This window comes from Paenibacillus sp. MDV22-iso6 (assembly GCF_058408365.1).
The window spans coordinates 160,721-186,623 of sequence record NZ_JBZVDZ010000001.1 but is presented as its reverse complement, the minus strand read 5'-3'; the positions used below and the strand labels follow the sequence as shown (position 1 = coordinate 186,623).

Here is a 25,903-nt window from a genome sequence, read left to right as displayed (position 1 = left end):
GAATTCACACTATTTTGATGAAAAAAAGGATATCCTCGCATACCTGATCTTCAGGCTCCGAGAACATCCTTCTTAATCCGGCCTTTTATTCCCTGTGCCCTGGTAGCCACCAGTTCCATCTGCCCATCAGTTTCATAAGTGCAGGTACCAGCACCAGGCGGATAATGGTTACATCAATGAACACCGCCGCTGTAATTCCGATTCCCAGCTGTTTGACACCCGCCACGTCAGCAAACGCAAAAGGCACAGTCACTGCCAGTAGAATCGCCGCCGCCGATGTAATCAGACGTCCGGTTGAAGCCAGTCCTTGCTGTACGGCCAGATCACTATCCCCTGTTCGTCTGTATACCTCCTGGATGCGGGTCAGCATGAATACGCCATAGTCCATCGAAATACCAAAGACAAGCCCAGCAATGAACACGGGAATCATAATGGCAATGGCAGATGGCTCCATGCCAAAATGGCCCTGATTAAAGACCAGTACGAGCACGCCGAATGAAGCAGCCAAGCTGAGCAGATTCATCAGAATGGCTTTGATTGGAATGAGCAGTGACCGGAATGCTGCGAGTAATACGAGATAATTCGATACCACAACAAACACCAGCACTTTGGGCAGTTGACCTGAAACTTCTTGCATGATTTCATGTTGCATGACTGCTTCTCCCCCATAACGCAGAGGTATGAAGGGAATGGAGTTAGCGCTGTCCTTGGCCCTCATCTGTTCGAGCCAGGATGCAGCCTCATCGGAACCCGGTGCTCCGTGAATGGTAGCCACAATACGAATAGAGTAGTCGGACACATATGAACGCAGCCATGCAGGCGGCTGAGATGTGGTTTCTTTCAGTGCCTCACGCAAAGATGATGATAAAATGTTCATTTGAGATTGAATATAAGATTGAGATTGGCCTGAGAGCTTGTCCGGCAGCATGATCCCCCACGCGGACTCAACAGCCACCACATTCGAATCCTGCTGAAGCTCTTGCATTTTACTCAACGCCATTCGCCAATGAAATGTGGTCAACGGCTCTCCCGTTCCACCAATTACAATCTCTACAGCAGATACATTCTTTTGTCCAAAAATACTCTGGATCTGCTCAGTCGCTTGACGAGACTCCATTCTGCCAGGCAAGGAAGAAGCATCCGGAATGGCGATCTCTAACCGGGCAACCGGTAGAACAAAGAGAAGCAGCGCACCCGTTCCAAGCAAGGCCATCCGAACCGGCCGTTTCATAATGATGCCTGACCAGAATGACCAGATCGAACGTGAAGGCAATGATTGTTGATGCTGGCCCTGCTTTGAAGAGATGGAATGCCCGGAATGTTGTCTAAAGATTCGCACAGAATAGAGGGATAGAATGGCTGGCAGCAGTGTTATATTCAGCAGGACCGATATGACGAGCACGACAATGGCTCCCAGGGATACACTCAGAAACATCGGCAGTCTAATCCAGAGCAGACCGAGCAGCCCTAACAGCACACAAGCAGCAGAAAAGAATACGGCTCTGCCTGCTGTTCGCAGCATTCTCTGGAGAACTTCCTCGGCCCTCGAACCTGTTTCTTCGCTATTCTGACCTCGCTGGAGTTCCTCACGGTATCTGCTGAGAATTATCAGAGCAAAGTCTATGCTGAGCGCCATTCCCACCATCGGAATAACATTGATCACAAAGTTGGAGAGCGCCAGATGGTAACCCATTAGGGATGTAACTCCCATTGCCGTTATGACGCCGGACACTCCCATAATGACTGCAATTAGCGCTGCATAAAGACCTCTGAATGCAAAACACAAAATGACGAAGGCAAGCGGCAATCCCACAATCTCTGCCCGTTCCAAATCGCGAAAACTGAGACGATTTACATCCTGCTGTACAACGGATTTCCCTGTTATTTGGATCGTTCCCGTACCGTCTGTTGTAAGCACGGAACGCAGCTGTTCAAGCGGCGGACCCATCTTGTGAGGCGGTACATCAAACGCCAGCAAAGCATAGGCCACATCCCCCCGCAGCATCCGGCTTCCACGTGATTCAAGCGGAGAGATTATGGACGTTACACTTGACAGTGTACTCACCTGTTGCAGACGATTTTTAATCCAGCCCCGGAATTCGACGGGGGTAGTGCCTGTCTTTTTTTCAAATAGAAGAATAACCGGATCAGCAGGAACATGGAACTCTTTCTCCAGAATAAGCTCTACAGCATGAGCATCTCCCTGGTTCAAGTTCAATCCATGATCCTGAACAATACCAGGCAATTTCCATGCCCAGATGGCTGACATCCCGATGACAAACACCCAGCAGAGAATGATGAACCGCGGATATCGGCTAATGAGGACAGCAAGGCTGCGATAACCCATACCCAAGCTCCTCTGCTATCAGATTGGTAATTCCGATTCTTTTAAATTGCGCCTTGATTCACTGTTTCTCTTTCTTCAACGGATGCAGGAACATAAGTAAAAGGAAGCAATTCGGCTGTTAAACCCGGTCCAAATGCAAGTGCTATTCCGCTGGAAGCTTCTTCATTTTTACGATAATCATCGCGGATGGCTTGTAAAACAAACAAAATCGTCACAGAGGATAGATTTCCATAATCCCGTAAAATGTTTCGGCTGTAAGCGACCTGTTCATCTGACAGCTGGTACAGCTTCTGCACCGCATCCACAATACCTCTGCCTCCGGGGTGGATCGCCCAGATTTCTGGTAGATCGCTGCCGTTCAGTAATCGTTCAACCTCTGGACCAAGATGTAAACCCAGCAGCTTCGGAATCTGTGGCGAGAGATACAGATCGAAGCCGGTATTGCCCACTTCCCAGATCATCTCTTCCGAACAGTCTGGCAGCAACACGGAATGCCCGCTACCCAATCTGAACAGTTCTTTGCGTCCTGTTCCGGACAGGCCCACAACACAGGCAGATGCGCCATCACCGAAGAAGGACGCTGCGAACAGGTCATCCCGCTTAGCGGAAGGCTGAAAATGAAGGGTGCACAGCTCCACACATACGATAAGAACTGTAGCGTCTTTCTCACTCGTCACAATTGAATTTGCCAACTGTACAGCTTTCAGACCAGCGGCGCATCCCTGGAACACAAGCGGAATCCGGTTAATACGCGGCGATAGTTCAAGCTGCTGAATCAGCCGAACATCGAGACCGGGCAGGAATTGCCCTGTGCAACTGACGGTAATGAGATGTGTAATCTCTGAAGTCGAAACGATGGCATCCTCGAGTGCCTGACGCGCTGCCTGGATTCCAAGCGGAACGGCTGCTTCCTTATATTTGGCCATACGTTCGGCTGTGGTCGGAACGTTCTCCGCCTGGGTAAAGGGCAGATAACGGCAAGACTCTACTGGCTCCAGCAGGTTCGGCTCACATGAATAACGCGTCTCGACACCGCACTGGTTGAATATTCGCTTGGCCCATCGTCTGGAATCCGGTTCATGCTCCAGCGCTTGTGCGAGCCGAGCAGACACATCCTTTTGCTCAATGCGGTGAATAGGCAATGCCGTTCCAATTCCTATGATACTTGCGGCTACGGTTCCATCAAGTTGGTTCATCGGCTCCAACCTCCTTATATATAAATGGGTTCTTGTCACATGTGCAGGATATAGTACAAGTCTATTCAGGGCTTGCCCCCTTTATGTTCACGAAACAAGCAAAGGCGGACAACATATGCGAATTCCGCACATGTTGTCCGCCTTATTAAACGACGATTATTATTATCTTATCCGGACCCATTCTTCAATAGATCGTTCAGCCTGCTCCGCTGCTACTCCGGCCTTACCACCGTAAATCTATCGCCAAGTTTGGCATAGTCATTTCCAGCCAGTCTGCTAATCGGTTTCAGCTGATCCATCAATATATATTTGGTGGCAGGATCATACACGTTCTCACTGAAATGGTATTGTACAATGCGAACCAGAAGCAAATCACTCACAGGTTTTCCCTCATCGTTCGATATCAGTATATGCTGATACAACTTACACTCCATCCGAATGAGTGCTTCCTGTATTGCTGGTACGGAGACCACCGTACTTGGTACAGTCGTTAGATTTGTCCGTTCCAGCTCACTTTCGTGGGGCTCCAGCATGGCAGCAGTCTCGTTCATGTCAAGAGCAATCGATTCATCACAGATATGTACTACCAGTTCTTGCAAGGAAAGCACATTGCGAGCCGTATCTTTCATAACGCCATCCTTGCGACCGATGGATATGGATAATATCGGCGGGTCAGAGCTGACTATATTAAAAAAACTAAAGGGCGCTGCATTAATGACGCTACCATCATGAGAAAGTGTTGTCACAAATGCGATTGGGCGCGGTACCACCGAACCACTCATCAGTTTATAGTTATCTCTTCCCGTCAATTCTCGCGGATCCAAAGTATGCATCATTAGCTATCCCCTTCCGTAATTGTAAAACGATACTGACGAGCTTCACTTCATTAGTAATTATATATCGTAAAATGTTGAAATCACAAAAAACTCCCTGGTGCTCATCGCACCAAGGAGTATACACATTCGGATTCGTATTTGATATCTATTATTTTACAATACTGTTCTGAATGTCTTCCATAATTTGAAGGTTCGCTTGAACTCCACTATACAACCAGCTGCTCGAACGGGTAAATTCGAATAAGTTACCATTTTTCACTGCCGGGATGCTTTGCCATACCGCATCTTTCAGTGCTTCTGAACCGGTACCTTCATCACTATTCACAAAGAACAAATAGTCTACATCCATTTCCGCCAATTTTTCCAGCGAGATGGAAGACCAGTTACCTGTCGCATTAGCAGAGATTTCTTTCACAACTTCAGGCTCAGCAAGACCCAGTTCCTTGTACATCACTTCACCACTGGATACATTGTCACTTACGATGAAGAATTTGCCGCTAACCAACCAAATGGCCGCTGCCGATTTCGTTCCACCTGTAACGGTATTGATTTTTTCCTTGATTTCTGTGGCTTTCACTTCGTAATCATCCAGCGCTTTTTGTGCTTCATCGCCTTTATTCAGAATTTCGCCGATTTTCAGCAGCGCTTTGCGCCAGTCGCTGTTGACCTCGTCGCCAAGTACATAAGTAGGCGCGATCTTGCTGTATTGTGCGTATTTCTCGCCTTCAACCACACTTTCGGAACCGATGATAATCAGATCCGGGTTGAAGCTTGTTACCGCTTCGAAAGGAAGATCGAAGGCAATCGTTGGAATGCCGTCCAGATCTTTTTGCAGATACTCCTGGATTCCGTTGGCTACGGACCATTGGGCAACTGGCTTAACGCCAAGTGTAACCAGATTATCTTCCAGATACGAAGCGATGATACGCTCCGGATTTGCAGGGATTTTCACTTCGTGACCCATTGCATCTGTCAATGTACGTTCTGTCGGAGCTTCTGTCTGTGTCTCTGTCTCCGTTGCTGTATTGTTCTCTCCTGCTGCTGTACCGTTGTCTGCTGGCTTCGATCCGCATGCTGCCAGCCAGATGGACATGACCATTACAGTGATCAGAAGCATGACCATTTTTTTATTTTTCTTAAACAAGTGACTATCCCCTTTCAATATGAACACCTCAATGGAATGAGTTGTTATGACAGACTTAGACGTTTATACATTATTCATGCATATAATACTGGTATGTACTTTTGTCCAATTCCATTGACAATGATAATTGTTATCAACGAAGTTGTCAATGCAGCTTTTGCCTTTTAAGATCGAAAGCCCTTCATTCGAACAATTCACATTTAGGCGGATGCCGCCATAAGCTAATTCAAGAATACGATGACAGGAAGGATGTTCTTACATGGATTACGTTTATAACACCTATTCAGGATATGATGAGGATCGTTCGTTTCAATTGCCCCCGCTATTCCCAGGAGGAGCTCCAGGAGGTCAGCCTGTGCCAGGTTTTCCGGGATCACCAGGTTCCTATCCCCCATTCATTCCCGGCGGAGGTAGTGGCGGTCAACCTCCTTACTTTCCTGGAGGCGTACCTGGTGCGGCACCGGGTGTGCCCGCTCAGCTATCACAAGGTAATCTGCCTACCCTTCTAAGCGCTTATCCACGCCCAGTAGGTCAGCCCCCGGCTGAGATGGTTTTTCTGTATAACCTGATCAAAAGCAGCCCTGGTCTTCTACCGCTATTTATCCAGCAACAACCACAGAATCTGACCCAGGCTGTGCAATTTGCTCAATCAGGAGTAGCTACGCCTCGTGATCCTGAGCAACGTGTACTGCAAAATTTCTGTTATAACCGCTGGTCTCTCGTATTCACATACAATGACGTTTACTTAATGTGGCCATCCACCAATCTGTTCGGTTTTGTCATTGGTTACTTCTATCCGTTCCTGACTCCAGGTATCCTGCTCAATACACAGATTTTGTTTGCTCTCTGCTAGATCACGTTCACACATAGAACAAGCGCCCCAGTTGGAGGACAGAACCTTCCAATTGGAGCGCTTTTTTATGGCTACATTATTTCTTATTATCAGCAAGCATTTATCTAATCACAGCAACAATGCAATACATTTCACGCCAGGCGTTTTTCACCCTGACGTTTACCGTTCTTGCCTACCATAACAACGTAAATCAGCAATGCACCAAGATCCGCACAAGCGATTACAATGCCCATTGGCACAGCTGTGCCTTCTCCTCCAAGACCTACAAGCGGAGCGACAATACCACCAAATAGGAACGTCATAACCCCAATAAGTGCTGATGCACTGCCTGCTGATTTCTCTTGATTAGCCATCGCCAGTGAGAAGGAAGCCGTATTAACCAGCCCCACACTGGATACCACGAGAAATAACGGGATCAGGACCGAAATCAGATTACCTCCTGCTAGAATGGCGATGAGCAGCGATGTTCCTCCCAGAGCAGCAGTTATCAGTCCTGCGATTAACAGACGAGTTTCAGATACTTTACCCGCAAGTCTTCCGGCAATCTGACTTGCCAATATGATGCCCAGACCGTTAATGGCGAAGCAGATACTGAACATTTGCGGGGAAATGCCATATATTTTTTGAAGCACGAACGGCGAACCCGATATGTAGGCAAACATACCAGCAGATACAAACCCTTGGGTTAAAGCATATCCCATGAACAGGCGATCCCCTGCAATTTTGCGGAATGTAATCAGCGTCTGCTTCAGTCCTCCGCTAGATCGTCGCTCTGCAGGCAGTGTCTCTCCAAGACCATCCACAACAGCAACTAAAGTCAAAATCCCGATGATACTCAGCAAAATAAATACGCCACGCCACGACGTATACGCAAGCAATTGCCCGCCGATAATTGGTGCAGCAATGGGTGCGACCCCATTAATCAGCATTAAGAGTGAGAAGAAACGTGTTAGCTCCGGCCCGGAATACACATCCCTCACCACTGCACGCGAGATGACAATTCCCGCAGCTCCCGCTGCACCCTGAATGAAACGCAGCACAACAAAAGAGCCCATCGTTGGGCTGACCAGACAGAGTATGGAGGCGATCGTATAGAGAATAAGACCTGCAATAAGCGGCGCACGACGACCACGTACATCACTTAGAGGTCCAGCCAGCAGCTGCCCTGCGGCCAGTCCGACCATACATGCCGTTAGACTGAGCTGGGCATAAGAAGTGGATGACTGGAATTCATCGGCCAGTGTAGGCAGTGCTGGCAAATACATATCCAGGGACAGCGGCCCAAAGGCCGACAGTGTCCCCAGAATCAATGCCATACGTACACGGGATGTAGAATTGGTGCTTAATGAAGCTGGTGTACTTTTCATATGAATAACATATTCCTTTCCCTGCGGTAGTTCACGTTTCCTTATTGTTCCCCGTTTCCTAACAGCTTGAGCAGGTTGGAAGGTAGCGTGAACTGTTGATTGTTAATGATAATACGGCGTAGTTCTTCTTCATCCCGCTCATTCTCGGCGTCCTTGATCTCCTGAATCTCCCGGTGCAGTCTCTCCATTTGTTGATCCAGTGCGTTGGCAGAGTCTGCTGCACTTTTGAGTTCTTTCGTTAAACGCTCGGGAACATCTTTATTGTATTTATAAAAGATTTTATGCTCCAGGCTCGCCCAGAAATCCATCGCAATCGTACGAATCTGGATTTCCACACACGCCCGCTCTTGTCCATTAGACATGTAAACAGGCACCTCAACCAGTAGATGAAGGCTCTGGTAACCGTTTGGCTTCGGATTCTGGATATAATCTTTCACTTCCAGCACACGCAGGTCACTTTGATTGCACAGCATATCCTTTATCCGGTAGATATCGGAGATAAAGGAGCAGGTAATTCGCACACCCGCGATATCCTTAATATTTTCCTTGATGCTTTCAAAGGTTAACTCGTGATTTTTGCGGAACATCTTGTTCATGATGCTCTCAGGTGACTTTAATCTGGATTTCGTATGTTCGATCGGGCTGTAATCATGCAGGGACTGAAATTCTTCCTTCAGCACCTCGATTTTGGTCTCCATTTGATCCAAAGCAAATTTATAAATCATCATAAATCTCGTAATTTCATATTTAAATTTCTTGAATTGATCAATCGGATGTGGAGCGTTCATCATGGTTTTCTTCCTTTCTTCGTGCACACTAAAGTTAGTTTTATAAATACGAGGACAGAGGTCAATTCACATGTCTCCTGAACCATTATAAATCATATGGAGCCAATAAACGAATTTCTCGCACCAAACGGCTGTTGCTGGAGGAAAGGTATGGGAACCTCGTTTAGGCGCATCCTAAAGAAGAATCATGGTCAATTGGCACGCCATTTCCGAAGAAAGAGGTCGATCCCCCTGCTCTATCATGTGACGTATTCGTCCGATGCCCTTCGGGTAAAAGGCTATTTATGCCTGCCTGACGGCTGCTTCTTACCCGCCTTCTCGCCGTTAGAAAACACTCATAGCAGCCCTGCCTTCCAAGGCTTCACCGTAACGCAAGAATCCATGCAAATGCAACAGCTCGCAAGCCGCTACCCTCCTGTAGAACAACACACCATGGACGGTATTGATGCACGTTGGCCGGTTCTGATCTATTGCCGCGGTGGGTTGGGCAACTATGGTGGGGTAAATACCGCTTGGCTGGAGCAATTTGTCCATAAAGGTTATATCGTGTTCGCTCCATCATATCGTGGTAACGAAGGTGGCGAAGGACGTGACGAGTATGGCGGACGAGATGTCGAAGATGTACACGCCGCTTACCGACTTGTGCAAGAGTGGCCCTTTGCCGATACGAAACGAATTTCAATGATGGGATTTTCGCGTGGAGCCATTAATGCCGTACATACAGCAACAACCTACAATGAAGGACCTCAGCAGGTACATAAACTGGTGCTTTGGAGCGGTGTCGCCGATGTGGAACGTACCTATCATGAACGAACCGACTTGAGACGTACTTTGAAAAGGGTGCTTGGCGGTTCGCCACGTTCAGTTCCGGAAGCTTATCTCGCCCGTTCTCCCTTGTCGAAGGCACACAAACTCCATTGTCCTGTGCTGATCATGCATGGCACGTCTGATACGCAGGTGAATTACAGTCATGGAACCCGGATGTATCATTGGCTGAAACGTAGAGGTGCCAACGTTACATTTCACGCTTATGGGGGACAGGATCATCGTTTTCAGGAGAGGATGCATGAGGCGGCAGTGAACAATATGTTTGACTGGCTTGCAGCACCTTAGCTGCAGAGTAGGCATGATTTAAACAAGTTTGCTGCTATGGGAAATTGGGCTTCATCATAAACTTCATTTTGAAGGATCATGCGTTGTGGATGTATACTGGAGGGGTTACGTTTTTTTGAAAGGACGGATGATTATGAATCAAAATACCCTCCAAAAGTACGCAATGCTGCTGTTATGCATGTCTGCTGGAATGGTTGATGTGATCGGATACCTGGGACTAGGGCATGTGCTTACAGCCAATATGACGGGTAATATTGTGCTGCTGGGGATCGCGATTGCCCGTGCTCAGGAATTGGTTGTGCTGCGTGCACTCCTTGCCCTCATTGGTTTTATTGCTGGTAATGCCATTGCGGCATACATGATCGGACATGTGCAGACGAAAAATGGCTGGTCTTCCAGGGTCACAGCTGTGTTCACTGTAGAAAGTATATTGCTTCTGCTCTTTGCCATCGCTATGATCAGTCCTTATTCGGAACAAGTATCCTATTTGCTGATTGCTATGCTGGCCACCGCCATGGGGATGCAAACGACTGCGGCACGCCGCATTGGGATTGCCGGTATCTCAACGACCGTGCTTACCAATAATCTGGCCGCCGTGGTTGAGGATGCGGTAAGCATCCTTCAGCGACTGCGACACGCCAATATCCGCTCGCTGGTCAAAGCGCTATCAGCAGATGCATACCTTCGCGCAGGTGCCGTTGTGATCTATTTGGGCGGCGTTATTCTAGCTGCGATGTTGTTCCACCACGTACCCATGATGGCATTCTGGATACCTGTTCTGATCGTTGGAGGAGTCACCCTGTACGCACGGTTATACTCCAGAGGAACGACCAAAGCAACGTCGACGGATGACATTTAACGTTAGCTCTCATGCCATTATTGAACTATTCATTTCATTAATGATGCTTCTTGTCTGATGAGTTCAACCAGATGCTGTGCAGCAGGAGATAACACTTCCCCTGCTCGTGTACAGACGGCTACGGTGTTTTTCAACTGTACACCTCGAACGAATACACGTGCCAACCTGCCCTGTTGTACATCTTCCTTTACGACCAGAGAAGAAATAAAGTTGGCTCCATAACCTGCCTTCACCGCACTAATCGTTTCGTTCAACCCATTGAACTGAAGCGCAATGCGGGGAGCGGCCAGGTTATTTGTTGTGCAGAGAGAGACCAGACGCTCCCGTGTAGCGCTGCCTTCTTCACGCATAATGAAAGGCTCTGCCACCATCTCCCGAAGCTCAATTTCCTTTCCCGCATAGGGATGATCGGGATGTACCACAAACCACATTTCATCTTCAAACAATTCGTCCCAATGAACACCTGAATGTGTAATGCCACTTCCACCATAAACCGCAATCTCGGCCTCATAACGCAGCAGTTGGTCAAAAGCCATCCGAGTATTGGTTGTGCTCACAACCAGCTCCACATCCTCGTGCATTTGCTTGAAACGGGCAATCCAGCCCGGCAGCAGAAAATTCGAGGGCAAATAGGTTGCGGTAAGGCGAATCAGCCCTTTCTTGCCTGCACGAAAATCCTGCACAAAGTTCTCTACATCCTGCTCCAGCATGAACAGACGTTCCGCGTAGCCTGTTAATTGCATTCCCGCATCGGTAAGAACCAGTCTTCTCCCCTCCGAAGCAAATAGTTGAATGCCCAATTCCCGCTCAAACTTCTTCACCTGAGAGGATACCGCTGGCTGGCTAATGTTGAGTTCTTCCGCCGCACGCGTGACTCCTCCATATCTCACGATGGCATGAAACAATCGTAATCCGTGCAAATTCAACCGCAACACCTTCTTCACTTGAAGTATATAATCTAAAGTTATATTAACATACATAATATATATTTTATTTATGCATTTCTTCCCTTTATAGTTGAAGTATGAAATCCAATACATGCAATCGGAAAGGAACATGTAACGATGAACAATGTGAATGGTTCTACTCAACAGCAAACCTGGAGTCAAGTCGACAACTATTTGAACACCTTATTAATCCCCTCGGATCTCCTGCTGGAGCAGGCACTACTTACCAATGCGGAAGCCGGCTTGCCCGCTCATGATGTAGCACCTAATCAAGGGAAATTACTTCAACTCCTGCTTCAAATACAAGGCGCAACTCGTGTGCTGGAAATCGGGACGCTTGGCGGATACAGTACGATCTGGATGGCTAGAGCCCTTCCCGAAAACGGACGTATCGTCACACTGGAAGCAGATCCACGCCATGCAGAGATGGCACGAACCAACATCACGCGTGCAGGACTTATGCACAAGGTTGATCTTCGAGTAGGTCCTGCCCTGACTACTCTTCCCGACGTTCAGGAAGAGTACAGAGAACCCTTTGATTTCATCTTCATCGATGCTGACAAACCGAGTAATCCCGACTATTTGCGATGGGCGCTGCGTCTGGCTCGTCCGGGAAGTCTGATTATTGGTGACAACATCGTCAGGGACGGTGAAGTTATCAATGCAAACAGTACGGACAACAGAGTTCAGGGCGTTCAGTCATTCCTGAAATTAATTGCAGATAATCCACGTCTTGAAGCTACCGCACTGCAAACTGTAGGCACTAAAGGCTACGATGGATTCGTGATTGCCCGAGTGCTGGAATCCCCTACTGCAAAATAAACAGTGGTCAATTCTTCCGCAAATCCCCCATTCCTGTTAAACTAAAATCACTGCACAGGCAGACTGGGGGAAACCACTTGAGACTTCTACAACAGATTCATGCTGAAATTCGGGGCTGGTCCCGCAATATTCAATTGTTTTTTCTGGCAAGCATCTTGTATCAGATCGGAAATGGCATGTTCTCTGTCTTGTACAATCTGTACATTCAGGGTCTCGGCTACAATGATACAATGAACGGCCAGATTGTAAGTATTCAATCACTTGCGACAGCGATTATGTTTGTTCCCATCGGACTATGCGGCGATTTCTTCAGCCGTAAGCGGCTGCTGATTACCGGCGCCTTGTTCAGCGGAATATTTCTGATTGGCCGTTCCTTCGATTATTCTGCCAGCGGACTGATCTGGTTTGCTGTATTTTCAGGACTTTTCGCTGGCGTATTTCAGGTACTGGCCATTCCCTTCCTCGCTGAGAATGTGAAGAAAAGTCAACGACTGAAGATGTTCAGCTATTACTCCTGCCTCGTACTAGCTTCTCAGGTACTTGGCAGCTTGGGTGGTGGCATATTTGCAGACCTGCTTCATACGGCTGGCCTTGCCAAAGTCACTGGTTTGCAAACGGTATTGTTCGTAGGTGGGGCAGCTACACTGGTTGCGTTTATTCCGATGTTGTTTGTATCCGAGGATAAGAAGGCACCACAAGCGGATACTCCGGCGCAACCTGTCACTGAATCTGCAACATCTGCAACGGATGGCAAACAGGATGTCGCTCATTCCGCAGAACAAAGCAGCAAGAACGATACCCTTAGCCAAAAGAAAGATTCCCGTTTGATCGGTCAATTTGTCATAACCCAATTATTAATCGGTTTTGGTTCAGGACTGGTTGTGCCTTATTTGAATCTGTATTTCACCAACCGTTTTTCGGTATCCTTAAGTGCCATGAGTCTGCTCATTTCATTGGGTCAGATCATGACCATTGTATCGATGCTGATTGGACCTACACTTGCGGCCAAGGTGGGAAGTGTTCGAGCTGTCGTCATCTTCCAGATCATGTCACTGCCCTTCCTGCTGCTGACTGGCTTTACGAATCTGCTGCTCATCGCATCAGTGAGTTTCTTATTTAGACAAGCGCTGATGAATGCAGCTAATCCGATTCAATCCGCCATTCTGGTGGACAGAGTATCGGACAAACGCCGTGGAATCGCCAATTCACTGATGCAGACTGCCTTTATGATCGGATGGGCTACGATGGGACCCGTTCAATCCTACCTGGTAACCACTTATGGCACGTACTGGGGTTACGCGATCACGTTCAGCATTACAGGCAGTTTATACGTGATTTCATCGCTGATGTACTATATGATGTTCAAAGAACCGAAGCCATCTGCCCGTGTTCTTGCCGCGAACAGATAAATGATAACCATTCAATAGGACAGTGGATGAATCAGCTCCCTGTCCTGCTTCGTAATGAGCCAATCCCCGTCCAAGGATCAAGCAGTGTTCTCCTCATTGCAGGTTGGCTTGGCTTGAGCTATATATTAATGAGGATGTTCTCTCTCTCGGCCGCTACATCATTGTTGAGCATGGTACCTGGCGGAATGGATCAGATGAGCATCATGGCCCATGAAGTCAATGCCAACCTATCGGTGGTGTCCGGATATCAGTTGTTTCGCATCTTATTTATATTCTTTATCGTCTCTTCGCTCCTTAAGATGATTCTCATGCATATGTTGAGGAAAAAAGGGGCGAGCACCATTCTTCGGTCAAGTAAATAGGAAGTGGACACACCAAAGAGAGTATCCGACTGATTTCCAGACTGCGGATACTCTCTTTTATTTGTTTGCTCATTTTATGAATAAACCCGACTATACATCCAACTCACAATGCCCACAGTTACAGCGGCCGCCCCAATAATAAATGCATAATAGCCAAGTTTGCTTTTTGACTCTGAAGTCTGCTTGTCATAGAAGTCTGAGTTTCGCCTGTAGAATCCCATCCACAGTTCTCCAATCATATTCACAACGACCATTACAAACCGTTTGGCAAGTCCCATTCATCCCATACCCCTTTCTTTTCTCAAACCCCTTCCATATTAAGTATAATTATCCTTTTCCCTCAAAACAACTCTGTCACGCTGAACTCGGGGCAGTTTCCTGTTCCAGCCAGCTCAATCGTTCAAACGCCTCCTGATCTGTGCTGCCACACATCTCTTCCGAAGCCTGTAATCCTCTGCATACATCGGGGCGCTCTTTCTGACCAAAGATTCCGCAGCGATTGTCCTTCGTCAGTTGTACACAGCGCACACCTGCGGGCTTGCCGTCAGCCATCCCGGGTATCGGCGATGAGATAGAAATCGCGATACAGCATGCGGCACAGCCTGTCCTGCATTCCATAATTATTATCCTCCCTCCATATCTGACATTTAACGTGATCCACGATTCACCCACGTCCAGGTTCGAGCCAAACCCTGTGCAATTCTCCGATTCATGGTTCCATTCGAGAAATATCCACCATGACTCAACGGATTCCAGCTCCCAATTACACCGCCAGAGTTAATTTCCACGTCTTCGTTGACCGCTGCCTCATAGGCCGGATCAATAGGTCGCAGTGGGTAACCCAGAATATCATCCCGATCATAAAAGTTAATCCATTCCCCTTCAAGCCCAGGAAAGTACTGCCCTGCCAACGGTGAAGGTACCTGAATCGGCCGGCTAAAATCATGATACCGTAAGCTCCATAATGGCAATGTCGTTCCAAAGGAATAAAAGCTCGTTAAGGTATCTCCCCGTTCCAATGCGGAAGTAACATCCACGATGGAGGGCGTGCGACTAGACGGATATTGCAGATCATAGAAGAAATTACTTGCAATCACAGCTCCCAAACTATGTGCAATGATACAGAGTGGAGCTTCTGGCCCATTTCGTTGTGCAAGTGCGTGCATCGCCCGATTCAGCGTATAATGTACCGCATCATAGTTATGCCCTTGATTTTCCACAGGTTGATACGCGACGGCATCAGCCAGATAATGTATAACAAATCGACGCAACACTTGATAGTTCAATCCCTGAGAGCTGACAAGCTGCTGAAACAGCGCCTCTTCCCGATCCTCAAATACGTCAGCCCAAAATACGGGCTCAATATCCAGCATCTGTTTGGCTGCTCCCGGCAACACCATAACCTGATCCAATTCCTTATGCAATCGCGAAATCAGTGTATCCGCATAATTTTCCTTTTGCATACCCAGACCATGAATGACCATTACCGCAACACGAGTCATGGCTCTCCTCCTCCGTCCATTGACTAGCCACTCTCTTTGAACCATATGAACTTCTCAACCTGAACATGCATAGTCCTAATGAACAAGCTTTCCGATCGTTGCAAACATGAGATTTTGCCACATGTATCCTAGATACAGTTTACCACGTAACCAATAAAAAAAACGAAATCCATAAAGAGTAAACCCATACAAATTGGTATGCGTTCAGCTTGATCTCGGTTTCAAGATGAAAAAAGAAGCTGCGAATATCGCAGCTCCCCATTTGTTCGTGTACTTAACCTTTCAGATGTACCTTAAGCACACCGTTCTGATTGGATGTAACATCACCTGTAGTGACCTCCACCCGATCAACCATGTCCTGACCGTCCGGAATAATGATTGGCGTAATGAGCGGATATCCCGCAGCTTCAATCACTTTACGGTCGAATTCAAGCAACGTTTGCCCGGCTCTTACCTTCTCTCCAGTTTCAACATGCATGTTAAAACCTTCGCCTTTGAGCGATACCGTATTAATTCCGACATGAATCAGAATCTGCAAGCCACTCGCGTGCTCAAGAATGACAGCATGTTTGCTCTTGATGACATGGGCAACCTGAGCATCAAACGGGGCAACAACCTGATTGCCAGAAGGTTCAATGGCAACCCCTTCACCCATTTGTTTTTCCGCAAACGCCGGATCAGGTACTTGTTCAAGCGGAACAGCTATACCAGTTAATGGTGCCATGATTTCCAGTGTATTCACAGGCTCATCCGCCACCTGAGCAATACTGCGTGTGCGTGGCTCTGCAACTGCATTTGTTGTAGTTGTGCTAGAAGCTGATTTCGCTGTAGGTGTTTGACCACCAGCTACAGTAGCTTGATCTGCGTTGCGGTCTTCTTTTCTCAACTTCGCTCTTCCGAAAATAACAGTCAATACGAACGGAACAACCAGTACAATCGCCATACCGATGAAGAATACTCCCCATTTGTTCGGGAAAATGGACAAGAATCCAGGTACGCCACCTACACCGATAGAGGTTGCCTGAACATTATTCATCGTAAGCAGTACACCGCCGATCGCAGAACCGACCATACCGAAGATAAACGGATAACGATAACGGATATTCACCCCGAAGATCGCCGGCTCGGTTACCCCGAGGAAGGCTGAAACGGATGAAGTTGCCGCAAGTCCTCTCATTTTCTTCTCACGAAGCACGAGCATCATAGCAAGTGCGGCAGAACCTTGCGCGATATTGGACAGTGCCAGCATCGGCCACAGGAACGTTCCGCCTTGGCTACCAATCAGCTGTACGTCTACCGCTAGGAACGTATGGTGCATTCCTGTAATAACGAGCAATGCGTATAGTCCACCGTAGATCAGACCACCAAGAGCCGCATATGAATCGTAAATATAGATCAAGCCGGATGTAATTCCATTCGCAATGGCAAATGTAACTGGACCAATGATTGTAAATGCCAGGAATCCCGTAATCAATAAAGTGACAGGTGCAACTACAAGCAGTTTGATCGAATCATGCACCCTTTTGTTCAGGAAAATCTCCAGCTTGGCAAGCAGATAGGCGGATACCAATACCGGCAGAACCTGCCCCTGATAACCGATCTTCTCAATATGCCAGCCGAACAGATTCCACGTAGGCACGGTGCCTTCGTTGACTGCATTGGCGTAGCCATAAGCACTCAGCAGATCGGGATGTACCAGGATCAGACCAAGTACAATCCCGAGCAACGGACTGCCGCCGAACCTTGTTACAGCGGACCAACCAATTAACGCAGGCAGGAAGGTAAAGGCTGTGCTCGCAATGGTGTTAATAATAGATGCGAGATCCTTCCATGCCGGATATACATCCACCAGTGATTTTCCATCAAAGAATATGCCTGGTCCTGTCAGAATGTTATTAATACCGAGCAAGAGACCGGCCGTGATGATGGCTGGCAGGATCGGGATGAAAATGTCCGATAGTGTTTTGATCGCACGCTGAATCGGGTTTTGCTTTTTACCCGCAACAGCCTTCACGTCATCCTTGGAAGCACGTTCGCCCCCGGTAATCTGAATCATTTCATCATACACTTTATCCACAAGCCCAGGTCCGATGACCACCTGGAATTGTCCTTGTGAGGAGAACTGTCCTTTGACCAGATCGTTCTGTTCCAGACTTTCCGTATCTACTTTACTTTCGTCGTATAGGGCGAACCGGAGGCGTGTGACACAATGCGTTGCAGCTTCAATATTATCTTTGCCGCCGACCGCGCGAACGATCTCCTCAACCTGTTTTTTATCAATTGCCATATTGTCACTTCCCATTTATATAATGTGAATTAGTCCTGTTGCGGTACAAGCCACATATAGGATGAATACGGGCTCAGGGAGATTTCTTGCTCAAGTGCAGGCGATACTTCCGTATTGCCAATCAGCAGCTCTGCGGATTTACCCGCAATGTGGTCATTCCAGACGGCTTCAGAGAAAGCAAATTTTACGTCCCGCTTGCTGAAGTTGGATACCACAAGCAGCGTCTCGCTTCCATTGGTCCGCGCATATGCGAATACGTCTGGGTGTGCATCGTCCAAACGTTCATACAGACCGTCGGTCAGCACACCAACCTGTTTGCGCAGAGCAATCAGCTTGCGATAATGATAATAGATCGAGTTCGGGTCTGCCATCTGCTGGGCCACATGAATCGACGGATATCGTTCGTCCACTTTGATCCACGGTGTACCCGTTGTAAATCCGGCATTTTCGCTTCCATCCCATTGCATCGGTGTCCGGGAATTGTCCCGGGAACGCTCTTTCACAATTTGGAATGCCTCCTCAGCGGATTTGCCCCGTTCTTCCTGAAGCAGTCGGTACATATTGGTTGATTCAATATCACGGAACTCGCTAACGTCATTCCAGACCGGATTCGGCATCCCGATCTCTTCACCTTGGTATACGTAAGGTGTTCCCTGCATGCCATGAATGGTCGTAGCGAGCATTTTGGCACTCTCAGCACGGTAATCGCCATCATCGGCGAAACGAGACAACGCCCGCGGTTGATCATGGTTGTTCAAGAACAACGCATTCCATCCCCCACCTGCCTGCATTCCTGTCTGCCACTCACTAAATAACTGTTTCATCGCTTCAAAATCGTAAGGCATCAGTTCCCACTTCTGTCCATTCGGATAATCCACTTTCAGATGGTGGAAGTTAAACGTCATGGAGAATTCCCGGGAAGCAGGGTTTGAATATTTGATGCAATGCTCCAGCGTAGTGGAGGACATCTCCCCAACCGTTACCATATTGTGTGGTCCAAACACCTCTTCATACATCTCTGTAATGTACTCATGCACACGTGGTCCATCGGTGTAGAACTTGCGTCCGTCGCCTGGGGAAACGCTACCATCATCGTCGGGGAAACGCTGGTCCTTGGAGATCAGATTGATGACGTCCATACGGAAACCATCTACACCCTTCTCCGCCCAGAACTTGATCATGTCCCGTACTGCCTTACGTACCTGCTCGTTCTCCCAATTCAAATCAGCCTGTGTTTTGTCAAACAACGTCAGGAAATATTGTCCTGTCTGCTTATCAAACTGCCATGCAGGTCCGCCGAACTTGGATTGCCAGTTATTCGGCACACCACCATCCGGAGCAGGGTCCTTCCAAATATAATAATCGCGATATGGGTTATCCTTGGAAGAACGTGATTGCTGGAACCACTCATGATCCGTAGAAGAGTGATTCACCACGATATCAATCATCAGCTTCATGTCACGTGCCTTCAGACCTTTAAGCAGTTCGTCAAAATCTTCCATCGTACCAAAATCAGGATTAATCCGATAATAGTCCGCTACGTCATAACCGTTATCATGCTGTGGAGAGACATATACGGGCTGCAGCCACACGATATCAATACCGAGATGTTGCAAGTAATCCAGCTTTTCGGTCAATCCCCGAATGTCTCCGGTACCCGATCCAGTTGTATCGTTGAAACTCTTGGGATATACCTGATACACCGTGGAAGTCTTCCACCACGATGATGAAGTTGTGTTGGTTGAACTCATGTTAACGCCTCCAATAAATTGTATTGCTTATGTGGTTCTCTTGGCCTAACTCCATTTATATATTACATAACTAAACATGTATATACAAGTTGAAACTTCAATATGCTATCTTTTTCCTCTTCTACACATTCCCCATTAATGATTCCTCTGTAACAATTATTTTGAAGCTTGCGTTCGAGAACTCCATGATATCTGTATCTTAAACGAAAAAACCGTCTGTTATCCCATGATTTCATGCGGGTAAACAGACGGTTCATATTCAAAGATATGATGAGTTAAAAATTCATACGGATCTCGTTTAATTCCTGTTTCTTACAGTATGTCCGTTGAAACCATTCCTTTTCCCTGTTCCCTTTTGTTCAACTTCACCGAGGACAAGGATGCTTGTTCTTCTCTCTCCAGCTCTTCTGCACTAATCTCCCCGGAAAGCACGGCCCGCATACGTTTTTGGTCCAACAGCCCTTCCCATTTCGCCACGACAAATGCCGCAACACAGTTGCCCATCAAATTCGTGAATACTCTCATGGTATCCATGAAGCGGTCTGCACCTAGCAGTAAGGCAACAGCCGCTACTGGGAATGCATTCAGGGCTGCAGCTGTAGCAGACAGAGCAAGGAATGCGGAGCCAGGTACACCCGCCATACCTTTGGAGCTAAGCATTAAAACCAGTAAAATCGTAATTTCTTGTCCCAGTGTCAGATCAATGCCAACCGCCTGAGCCAGAAAAACCGTCGCTAGCGATAGGTAGATCGAGGCTCCGTCCAGATTGAACGAGTACCCTGTCGGGACAACGAGACCGACGACAGCACGGTCACATCCTGCCTTGGTCAACTTGTCCATCATGCGGGGCATAACGACTTCCGAGGAACCTGTACCAATCGCAAGCATCACTTCGGAACGTGTATATTTTACAAATTGCAGAAAGTTCAGCCCTGTGATCCACCAGGCAGCCAGTGCAAGCATCACCAGAAACAGTAACGCTGCTCCGTAACAGGCAATAATCAGCAAACCGAAGGAGGAGAGTGTGGATGCCCCATATGCTCCAACCGTGTACGCCATGGCGCCGAATGCTCCGATTGGTGCCAGTTTCATAATGTACCCAATAATGCGGAACAAGATTCCCAATACATTTTCAATCAACGTCAGCACATTCTCCTTCGCCTTACTTTCCGTTGCTGCCAAGGCTACCCCAAACAAACAGGCAACGAGCAGCACTTGCAACAATGCATTTTGTGCAAAAGCATCTACAACACTTGTTGGAATAATATTCATAATAAAGTCGACCACATGCGGCAGTTCAGAGCCATTGGTTTTGGCTTCGATGCCACTTGCATCAAGGGTCGAGGGGTCCACATTCATGCTTGCACCCGGACGAAGCAGATTGGCTGTGCCAAGTCCAAGGACGAGGGCAACCGTCGTTGCGATTTCAAACCACAGAATGGCTTTGAATCCAATGCGTCCAACCGATTTCAGATCACCGATTTTGGCAATGCCTGTCACGATAACCATAAAGATTAATGGAGCAATGATCATTTTGATCAACTTGATAAAACCTGTTCCGAGCGGCTGCAGCAGACTACCCAGATCAGGCCACAGAATGCCTACACCAATCCCGATGATAACCGCTACAATAATTTGAAAAAACAATGATTTCACGAATGACATGAACGCTCCCCCTGTTTTTAGGTCAATTCGGATTTCCATTTGGTTTCCGTGTAATTTTTTATAACATTTGAGCATGAACTTCAACAATGGGATTTCACGGTTTTTGTCATTCAGACCAACTATGGAGTACTAAATTGAACTTGAAACCGAAAAAAGACGAATATCACGTCAGTTATCTTGACGTGATATTCGTCTTTAGCTTTGTATTGCTTTTATGATTGAACAGTGATTAATAGAGCATTACAGGGTAAGGGATTGTCCCGGTGCCAGCACACGGCCTTCCAGACCTTTGGAAGCAAGCTGCTCCACAAACTTCTCGGCATCCTGACGAATAACCGGGAACGTATCATAATGCACCGGAATCGTCAGCTTGGCATTGAACCATTCAGCAGCCTGCAGTGCATCCTCCGGTCCCATGGTGAAATGTCCACCAATAGGCAATAGTGCTACGTCGATATCATGGCGGTCACCAATCATTTTCATATCACCGAACAGGCTAGTATCTCCGGCATGCAAAACGGTTTTGCCACCAATGTTAATAATATATCCTGCAGGCAATCCTGCGTACATGATCCGTTGTTCCTCTTCCAGTACGATACCGGACGTATGGAAAGCCTGAATCATTTTGGCTTGCGCAAAGCCAAGATCCACCGTTCCACCCATGTTCATGCCAAGGGTGTCCAGGCCTTTCCATGACATATATGTAGCCAGTTCCACAATCGCAACCACCTTAGCATTGTTAGCCTTGGCGATGGGTTCAGCATCCAAAATGTGATCCATATGTGCATGTGTCAGTAAAACGGCATCGGTCTTGATGTCTTCCGGTTTGGTGACAGCAAGTTCATTGCCACGCAGGAAAGGATCAATGATCAACGACTTCTCTTCTGTGCCCAGTTGTACACTGGAGTGTCCGTGGTAAGTAATATTCAGCAACTTGGTATCCTCCTGACATATGCGTTCGTTTGATTTGATTTTCAACCCATATTATAATTCAAAACTCTTCGCCAAAGCAAAATGATGTCTCATCTCTGCATTCGATAAACCCGTGCTTCATATGGCTGAAGAAGTATCGCACCCTTATCGGTGGAATATCGTCTGCTGACATTGCTAATGACCGTCTTGGCATTTTCATCGTTCCAACCTTCAGGCCATTGCATCTCAGGCTCATGTTCACGGAAATTCAGAATAACAAGCATCTGCTCATCATCCAGCGTCCGGGTATAGGCATAAATATCGGGATCATCGGGCAAAAGCAGCTCGTATTCCCCATAGATAAGTACTTTATGTTGTTTGCGAAGAGCGATTAGTTTGCGGTAATAATGCAAAATGGAATGGGGATCACGTTCAGCATCCTCCACATTAATCTCAGGATAATTCGCATTCACCTGAATCCATGGCTCACCATCGGTAAATCCGGCATGTTTCGTATCATCCCACTGCATCGGTGTACGGGCATTATCACGACTCTTGCGCCAGATCGCTTGCATGACTTCATGTTTCGCTCGCCCTTGTCCAATATGCTGCCGATAATAATTCATCGTTTCAATATCTCGATAATCCTCAATATCTGGGAAAGCAACATTGGTCATGCCGATTTCTTCCCCTTGATAAATGTAAGGCGTACCCTCAAGGGTGAGCATCCAAGTAGCCAGCATCTGGGCAGAGCGCACCCTGTACTTTCCATCATCACCGAAACGGGATACCGGACGCGGCTGGTCATGATTGCCCATATAATTGGCATTCCAGCCTCTGCCATGCAGCACGGTTTGCCAGCGGCTCATAATTTCTTTCAGCTCGGGCAGCTTCCACTCTCGATAGTTCCATTTGCCGATTCCAGATGATTGAGCGTCCACAAACATATGCTCAAACTGGAACACCATATTGAGCTCATTCCGATCTGTCCCAACATAGGCCAGCGCCTGTTCCGGTCCAAGCCCGGAAGTCTCTCCAACAGTCATTGGACCATACGGCTTCAGGATCATGTCATTAAGTTTATTCAGAATCGAATGCACCTGCTCGAGGTTGGAAAAAAGCTGGTACGCAGGAACGACCGGCAGATTATCCGGATTATGTGCGCTGGGTAACCCCTCCGCCTTGCCGATATGCGCCACCGCATCGAAACGGAAACCATCCACACCCTTTTGCAACCACCAATGCACCATCTCATACATCTCTTCTGCCATCTGTGGATTGTTCCAATTCAGGTCAGGCTGGTGTTCTGTATAGAGATGCAAATAATATTCATTCGTCTCCGGATCAAGCTTCCACACAGAACCCCCAAAGTAGGACTCCCAGTTGTTTGGAACCTGACCATTTTTGCCTGAACGCCAAATATAATAGTCCCGTTTCGGGTTCACTTTCGATGAACGTGACTCGGCAAACCACGCATGTTCATCCGACGTATGATTCAGCACCAGATCCATCATGATCTTGAGACCGCGCTTGTGCGCCTCAGCCAGCAAACGGTCAAAATCCTCCATCGTGCCATACTTACGTAAAATGGAGTAATAATCACGGATATCGTATCCGTTATCATGACCAGGTGAATCGTAGATTGGACAAATCCAAATTACATCCACGCCCAGATCAGTCAAATAATCGAGCTTGTCATATATCCCCTGCAAGTCACCCTGACCGTCCCCATCCGAATCTTTGAAGCTGTTGGGATAGATCTGGTACACCACACTCTCTTTCCACCAAACGATATAGACCACCTCGCTTTCATCACTCTTTACTATATAACCCGTTAGTATGTTTTATCCGAAATGTCCCTCTTATAAACAGAAAAGATCCATGAACACAAAAAGACCCGATCATTAACTGCTATTCGCAGTTCATTTTCGAGTCCTTCTCTGTGAGAAGATGAATAAGGCAAACCCTATGTATCCAATCCAGGCACCCACTGTATTCAAAATAATGTCATCGACATCAAACGAACCAACACGGGTAATCAATTGCATAATCTCAACAGCTAACAAAAGTAAGACGACAATACCTGTAAATGGTAAAAACTTTCGGCACCTGCGGAATAACCAGGGAATCCATATCCCAAGCGGGATGAACAAAACAATGTTCCCGAACAGATTCTTCACCCAGGCTTCCGTATGGTATCTGTTCTTCTGAAAAAGAAGAGGCTTGATTGTCTCTAATGGTACCAGATTATATTGATAATTCACGCCAGGCGTTCTCCCGCTGACAAAGAGCAAGTTACCCATAATCAACACATATAACAATGCCATACATGCGACGATTGTGAGCATCCACCTGGAGTGGAGCCACGAACGTTCGTTCATTGTCTGAATTCCTCCGACCTTTTTTCCCGCGGAGCGGTAAGGTCTATTTTAAAGGGATATCGATCTTCATGTCCAGCTGCTCAGGCGTGGAGTTCCATACATCCACCGTGAACCCGGCATATAAACCGCCAGGAATTTCAATGGGAAAATAGCTAGGCTTCAGTACTTTTTTGTCATTTTCCATGCTGTTCATCAAGAGAGGAAATATAATATGTTTTTTACTAGAGCAAGCCCTTCAACTGTCTGCCTCATCCTACCCCATCGTTACCTAAACAGAACCTAAACTACAGCAGTGAAAATTTAGCTGGTTTTTATCCATTTCGTTAGCTTCTATTTAACTTGGGCAATTAGAATTGTAAATGAGGCAGCTGTCGGCACTGTTTCCAAAGACTTAGCGGGACTATATCTTGACTCAATCGAAGTTAAAATCTTAAAAAAACAAGAGCAAATGAAAAAATATTAATGTATAGTGGGAGTGTTTATCATGTCAATTAATAGGGACAAGCTGCAAGAAACTTTGGACCCTGCCCTTCGGGTTCGTCCCCGCGTTGGATGGGCAGTTCTCACATATTTCCTCTACAGCGCAGTTTTCTACGCGATCTTTTTGCTCAACGGCATCGACTACACGCGAGTGGGTGAGAGTGAGCGGACCCTTCTTCTCTGGTATATAGCACCGCTGTCCGGCGGTGCGGTGCTGACCATCACAATGGTCACGATCTACGGATGGTGGCGTCCTAGCCTGGTTGAAAGGCAGCGTCTTTCTCGATGGACAATGACTCTGCCGATCATCATGATGGTCATCGCGATCGTGAATATGCTGACCGGCGATTTCAGCCGGGTCACCCCCCTCATGTGGCTGTATCTCATTTTCGGCAGTATCATGGTTGGCTTCAATGAGGAGATGATCAACCGAGGTCAGTTAATTGTTGCTCTGCGCAGCCGATTCGGCGAAACCGGGGTCTGGCTGCTCTCAACAGCGATGTTCGCAGTCTTCCACCTGCCGAACATGTTCTGGGGTATCGGAGCGGGTGCCCTGTTCCAGGTAGTGATCGCTTTTGGCCTTGGTTCGATCTTCTATCTTGCTCGGCGGTCTACCGGATCACTCGTGGCCTCCATATTCCTGCACGGGTTCTGGGACTTGAGCGTCTTCTCAGCGAATGGCGCATCGGCGTTACCCATCGCTGGTTTACTAGCTCCGTTGTTGGTGATCGCTGCAGTGATCACGGTTCCGATCATCCTTCGTCGTGAAAAGCGGCGCGATAACGCACAAAGTGTGTCACGACCAGTCGGCTGATTCATACAAAAATCCCCTTGTGCAATAAGGAGTGATCTCTGATGAAGGTATATGAACCCAACAGAGAT

Annotated in this window: 24 protein-coding genes; 7 read left to right on the top strand and 17 right to left on the bottom strand. The window is 47.4% G+C overall.

What is annotated here, in order from left to right; genetic code table 11:
- Window positions 1-85 precede the first annotated feature (85 nt).
- From AC4PM4_RS00920 to AC4PM4_RS00905, 4 genes are all read right to left on the bottom strand, one after another.
- Complete coding sequence (locus AC4PM4_RS00920; RefSeq protein WP_063563405.1) at window positions 86-2,347, bottom strand: MMPL family transporter; 2,262 nt, start codon at window positions 2,345-2,347, stop codon at window positions 86-88.
- Window positions 2,348-2,388: 41 nt separating this feature from the next.
- The gene (locus AC4PM4_RS00915) at window positions 2,389-3,543 is read right to left on the bottom strand and encodes a type III polyketide synthase (RefSeq protein ID WP_090805783.1); all 1,155 of its coding nucleotides are present in this window, start codon (window positions 3,541-3,543) and stop codon (window positions 2,389-2,391) included.
- Window positions 3,544-3,755: 212 nt separating this feature from the next.
- On the bottom strand, window positions 3,756-4,376 hold the full coding sequence (locus tag AC4PM4_RS00910) for a flavin reductase family protein (protein WP_491613047.1): 621 nt from the start codon (window positions 4,374-4,376) through the stop codon (window positions 3,756-3,758).
- Window positions 4,377-4,527: 151 nt separating this feature from the next.
- A complete protein-coding gene (locus tag AC4PM4_RS00905; protein ID WP_491612472.1) occupies window positions 4,528-5,523 on the bottom strand; it encodes an iron-hydroxamate ABC transporter substrate-binding protein in 996 nt (331 codons plus the stop codon).
- Between the two features lie 259 nt (window positions 5,524-5,782).
- On the opposite strand from AC4PM4_RS00905, the gene AC4PM4_RS00900 reads away from it, so the two are divergent.
- Window positions 5,783-6,376 (top strand): hypothetical protein, encoded by a 594-nt coding sequence (locus tag AC4PM4_RS00900; RefSeq protein ID WP_090805777.1) that lies wholly within the window; start codon window positions 5,783-5,785, stop codon window positions 6,374-6,376.
- Window positions 6,377-6,507: 131 nt separating this feature from the next.
- Here the strand turns inward: AC4PM4_RS00900 and AC4PM4_RS00895 are convergent, their stop codons facing one another.
- Together AC4PM4_RS00895 and AC4PM4_RS00890 are read right to left on the bottom strand one after the other, a co-directional pair.
- Window positions 6,508-7,743 (bottom strand): multidrug effflux MFS transporter, encoded by a 1,236-nt coding sequence (locus tag AC4PM4_RS00895; protein ID WP_491612471.1) that lies wholly within the window; start codon window positions 7,741-7,743, stop codon window positions 6,508-6,510.
- Between the two features lie 41 nt (window positions 7,744-7,784).
- Window positions 7,785-8,531 (bottom strand): GTP pyrophosphokinase, encoded by a 747-nt coding sequence (locus tag AC4PM4_RS00890; RefSeq protein WP_063563616.1) that lies wholly within the window; start codon window positions 8,529-8,531, stop codon window positions 7,785-7,787.
- 243 nt (window positions 8,532-8,774) lie between these two features.
- Here AC4PM4_RS00890 and AC4PM4_RS00885 point away from each other — a divergent pair, with 243 nt between their 5' ends.
- Both AC4PM4_RS00885 and AC4PM4_RS00880 read left to right on the top strand, forming a co-directional pair.
- Window positions 8,775-9,644, top strand: coding sequence for an alpha/beta hydrolase family protein (locus AC4PM4_RS00885; RefSeq protein WP_082935123.1), 870 nt, complete (start codon window positions 8,775-8,777; stop codon window positions 9,642-9,644).
- Window positions 9,645-9,777: 133 nt separating this feature from the next.
- Window positions 9,778-10,503 carry a YoaK family protein gene (locus tag AC4PM4_RS00880; protein ID WP_491612469.1) on the top strand — a complete coding sequence of 242 codons (726 nt, stop codon included), beginning with the start codon at window positions 9,778-9,780 and terminating at the stop codon, window positions 10,501-10,503.
- A gap of 29 nt (window positions 10,504-10,532) precedes the next feature.
- Here AC4PM4_RS00880 and AC4PM4_RS00875 read toward each other — a convergent pair whose 3' ends face one another.
- Complete coding sequence (locus tag AC4PM4_RS00875) at window positions 10,533-11,429, bottom strand: LysR family transcriptional regulator (RefSeq protein ID WP_090949453.1); 897 nt, start codon at window positions 11,427-11,429, stop codon at window positions 10,533-10,535.
- 138 nt (window positions 11,430-11,567) lie between these two features.
- On the opposite strand from AC4PM4_RS00875, the gene AC4PM4_RS00870 reads away from it, so the two are divergent.
- From AC4PM4_RS00870 to AC4PM4_RS00860, 3 genes are all read left to right on the top strand, one after another.
- Entirely contained in the window at window positions 11,568-12,272 is a 705-nt protein-coding gene (locus AC4PM4_RS00870; protein WP_465116226.1) for an O-methyltransferase, read from the top strand.
- Window positions 12,273-12,349: 77 nt separating this feature from the next.
- The gene (locus AC4PM4_RS00865; RefSeq protein ID WP_465116225.1) at window positions 12,350-13,681 is read left to right on the top strand and encodes an MFS transporter; all 1,332 of its coding nucleotides are present in this window, start codon (window positions 12,350-12,352) and stop codon (window positions 13,679-13,681) included.
- Window positions 13,682-13,707: 26 nt separating this feature from the next.
- Window positions 13,708-14,043: an AbrB family transcriptional regulator gene (locus AC4PM4_RS00860; RefSeq protein WP_488730885.1), complete on the top strand. Its 336-nt coding sequence runs from the start codon at window positions 13,708-13,710 to the stop codon at window positions 14,041-14,043.
- A gap of 74 nt (window positions 14,044-14,117) precedes the next feature.
- Here the strand turns inward: AC4PM4_RS00860 and AC4PM4_RS00855 are convergent, their stop codons facing one another.
- The 10 genes from AC4PM4_RS00855 to AC4PM4_RS00810 all read right to left on the bottom strand — a co-directional run bounded on the left by AC4PM4_RS00855 (window position 14,118) and on the right by AC4PM4_RS00810 (window position 24,734).
- Window positions 14,118-14,321 carry a hypothetical protein gene (locus AC4PM4_RS00855; protein WP_064638863.1) on the bottom strand — a complete coding sequence of 68 codons (204 nt, stop codon included), beginning with the start codon at window positions 14,319-14,321 and terminating at the stop codon, window positions 14,118-14,120.
- A 76-nt stretch (window positions 14,322-14,397) separates the two neighbouring features.
- Window positions 14,398-14,661 carry a YkgJ family cysteine cluster protein gene (locus AC4PM4_RS00850; RefSeq protein ID WP_491612468.1) on the bottom strand — a complete coding sequence of 88 codons (264 nt, stop codon included), beginning with the start codon at window positions 14,659-14,661 and terminating at the stop codon, window positions 14,398-14,400.
- Window positions 14,662-14,690: 29 nt separating this feature from the next.
- A complete protein-coding gene (locus AC4PM4_RS00845; protein WP_072732562.1) occupies window positions 14,691-15,545 on the bottom strand; it encodes a chemotaxis protein in 855 nt (284 codons plus the stop codon).
- 274 nt (window positions 15,546-15,819) lie between these two features.
- A complete protein-coding gene (treP, locus tag AC4PM4_RS00840) occupies window positions 15,820-17,832 on the bottom strand; it encodes a PTS system trehalose-specific EIIBC component (RefSeq protein WP_079694493.1) in 2,013 nt (670 codons plus the stop codon).
- Between the two features lie 29 nt (window positions 17,833-17,861).
- On the bottom strand, window positions 17,862-19,583 hold the full coding sequence (gene treC, locus AC4PM4_RS00835) for an alpha,alpha-phosphotrehalase (protein ID WP_491612467.1): 1,722 nt from the start codon (window positions 19,581-19,583) through the stop codon (window positions 17,862-17,864).
- A 312-nt stretch (window positions 19,584-19,895) separates the two neighbouring features.
- The gene (gene dctA / locus AC4PM4_RS00830) at window positions 19,896-21,248 is read right to left on the bottom strand and encodes a C4-dicarboxylate transporter DctA (RefSeq protein ID WP_072732559.1); all 1,353 of its coding nucleotides are present in this window, start codon (window positions 21,246-21,248) and stop codon (window positions 19,896-19,898) included.
- A 240-nt stretch (window positions 21,249-21,488) separates the two neighbouring features.
- Window positions 21,489-22,181 carry a metal-dependent hydrolase gene (locus tag AC4PM4_RS00825; RefSeq protein WP_064638869.1) on the bottom strand — a complete coding sequence of 231 codons (693 nt, stop codon included), beginning with the start codon at window positions 22,179-22,181 and terminating at the stop codon, window positions 21,489-21,491.
- 89 nt (window positions 22,182-22,270) lie between these two features.
- Window positions 22,271-23,962, bottom strand: coding sequence for a glycoside hydrolase family 13 protein (locus tag AC4PM4_RS00820; RefSeq protein ID WP_491612466.1), 1,692 nt, complete (start codon window positions 23,960-23,962; stop codon window positions 22,271-22,273).
- A 120-nt stretch (window positions 23,963-24,082) separates the two neighbouring features.
- Window positions 24,083-24,541: a VanZ family protein gene (locus AC4PM4_RS00815; protein ID WP_090949437.1), complete on the bottom strand. Its 459-nt coding sequence runs from the start codon at window positions 24,539-24,541 to the stop codon at window positions 24,083-24,085.
- Window positions 24,542-24,584: 43 nt separating this feature from the next.
- Complete coding sequence (locus tag AC4PM4_RS00810) at window positions 24,585-24,734, bottom strand: hypothetical protein (protein WP_491612465.1); 150 nt, start codon at window positions 24,732-24,734, stop codon at window positions 24,585-24,587.
- A gap of 291 nt (window positions 24,735-25,025) precedes the next feature.
- Here AC4PM4_RS00810 and AC4PM4_RS00805 point away from each other — a divergent pair, with 291 nt between their 5' ends.
- Window positions 25,026-25,835 carry a CPBP family intramembrane glutamic endopeptidase gene (locus tag AC4PM4_RS00805; RefSeq protein ID WP_491612463.1) on the top strand — a complete coding sequence of 270 codons (810 nt, stop codon included), beginning with the start codon at window positions 25,026-25,028 and terminating at the stop codon, window positions 25,833-25,835.
- Window positions 25,836-25,903: the final 68 nt, after the last annotated feature.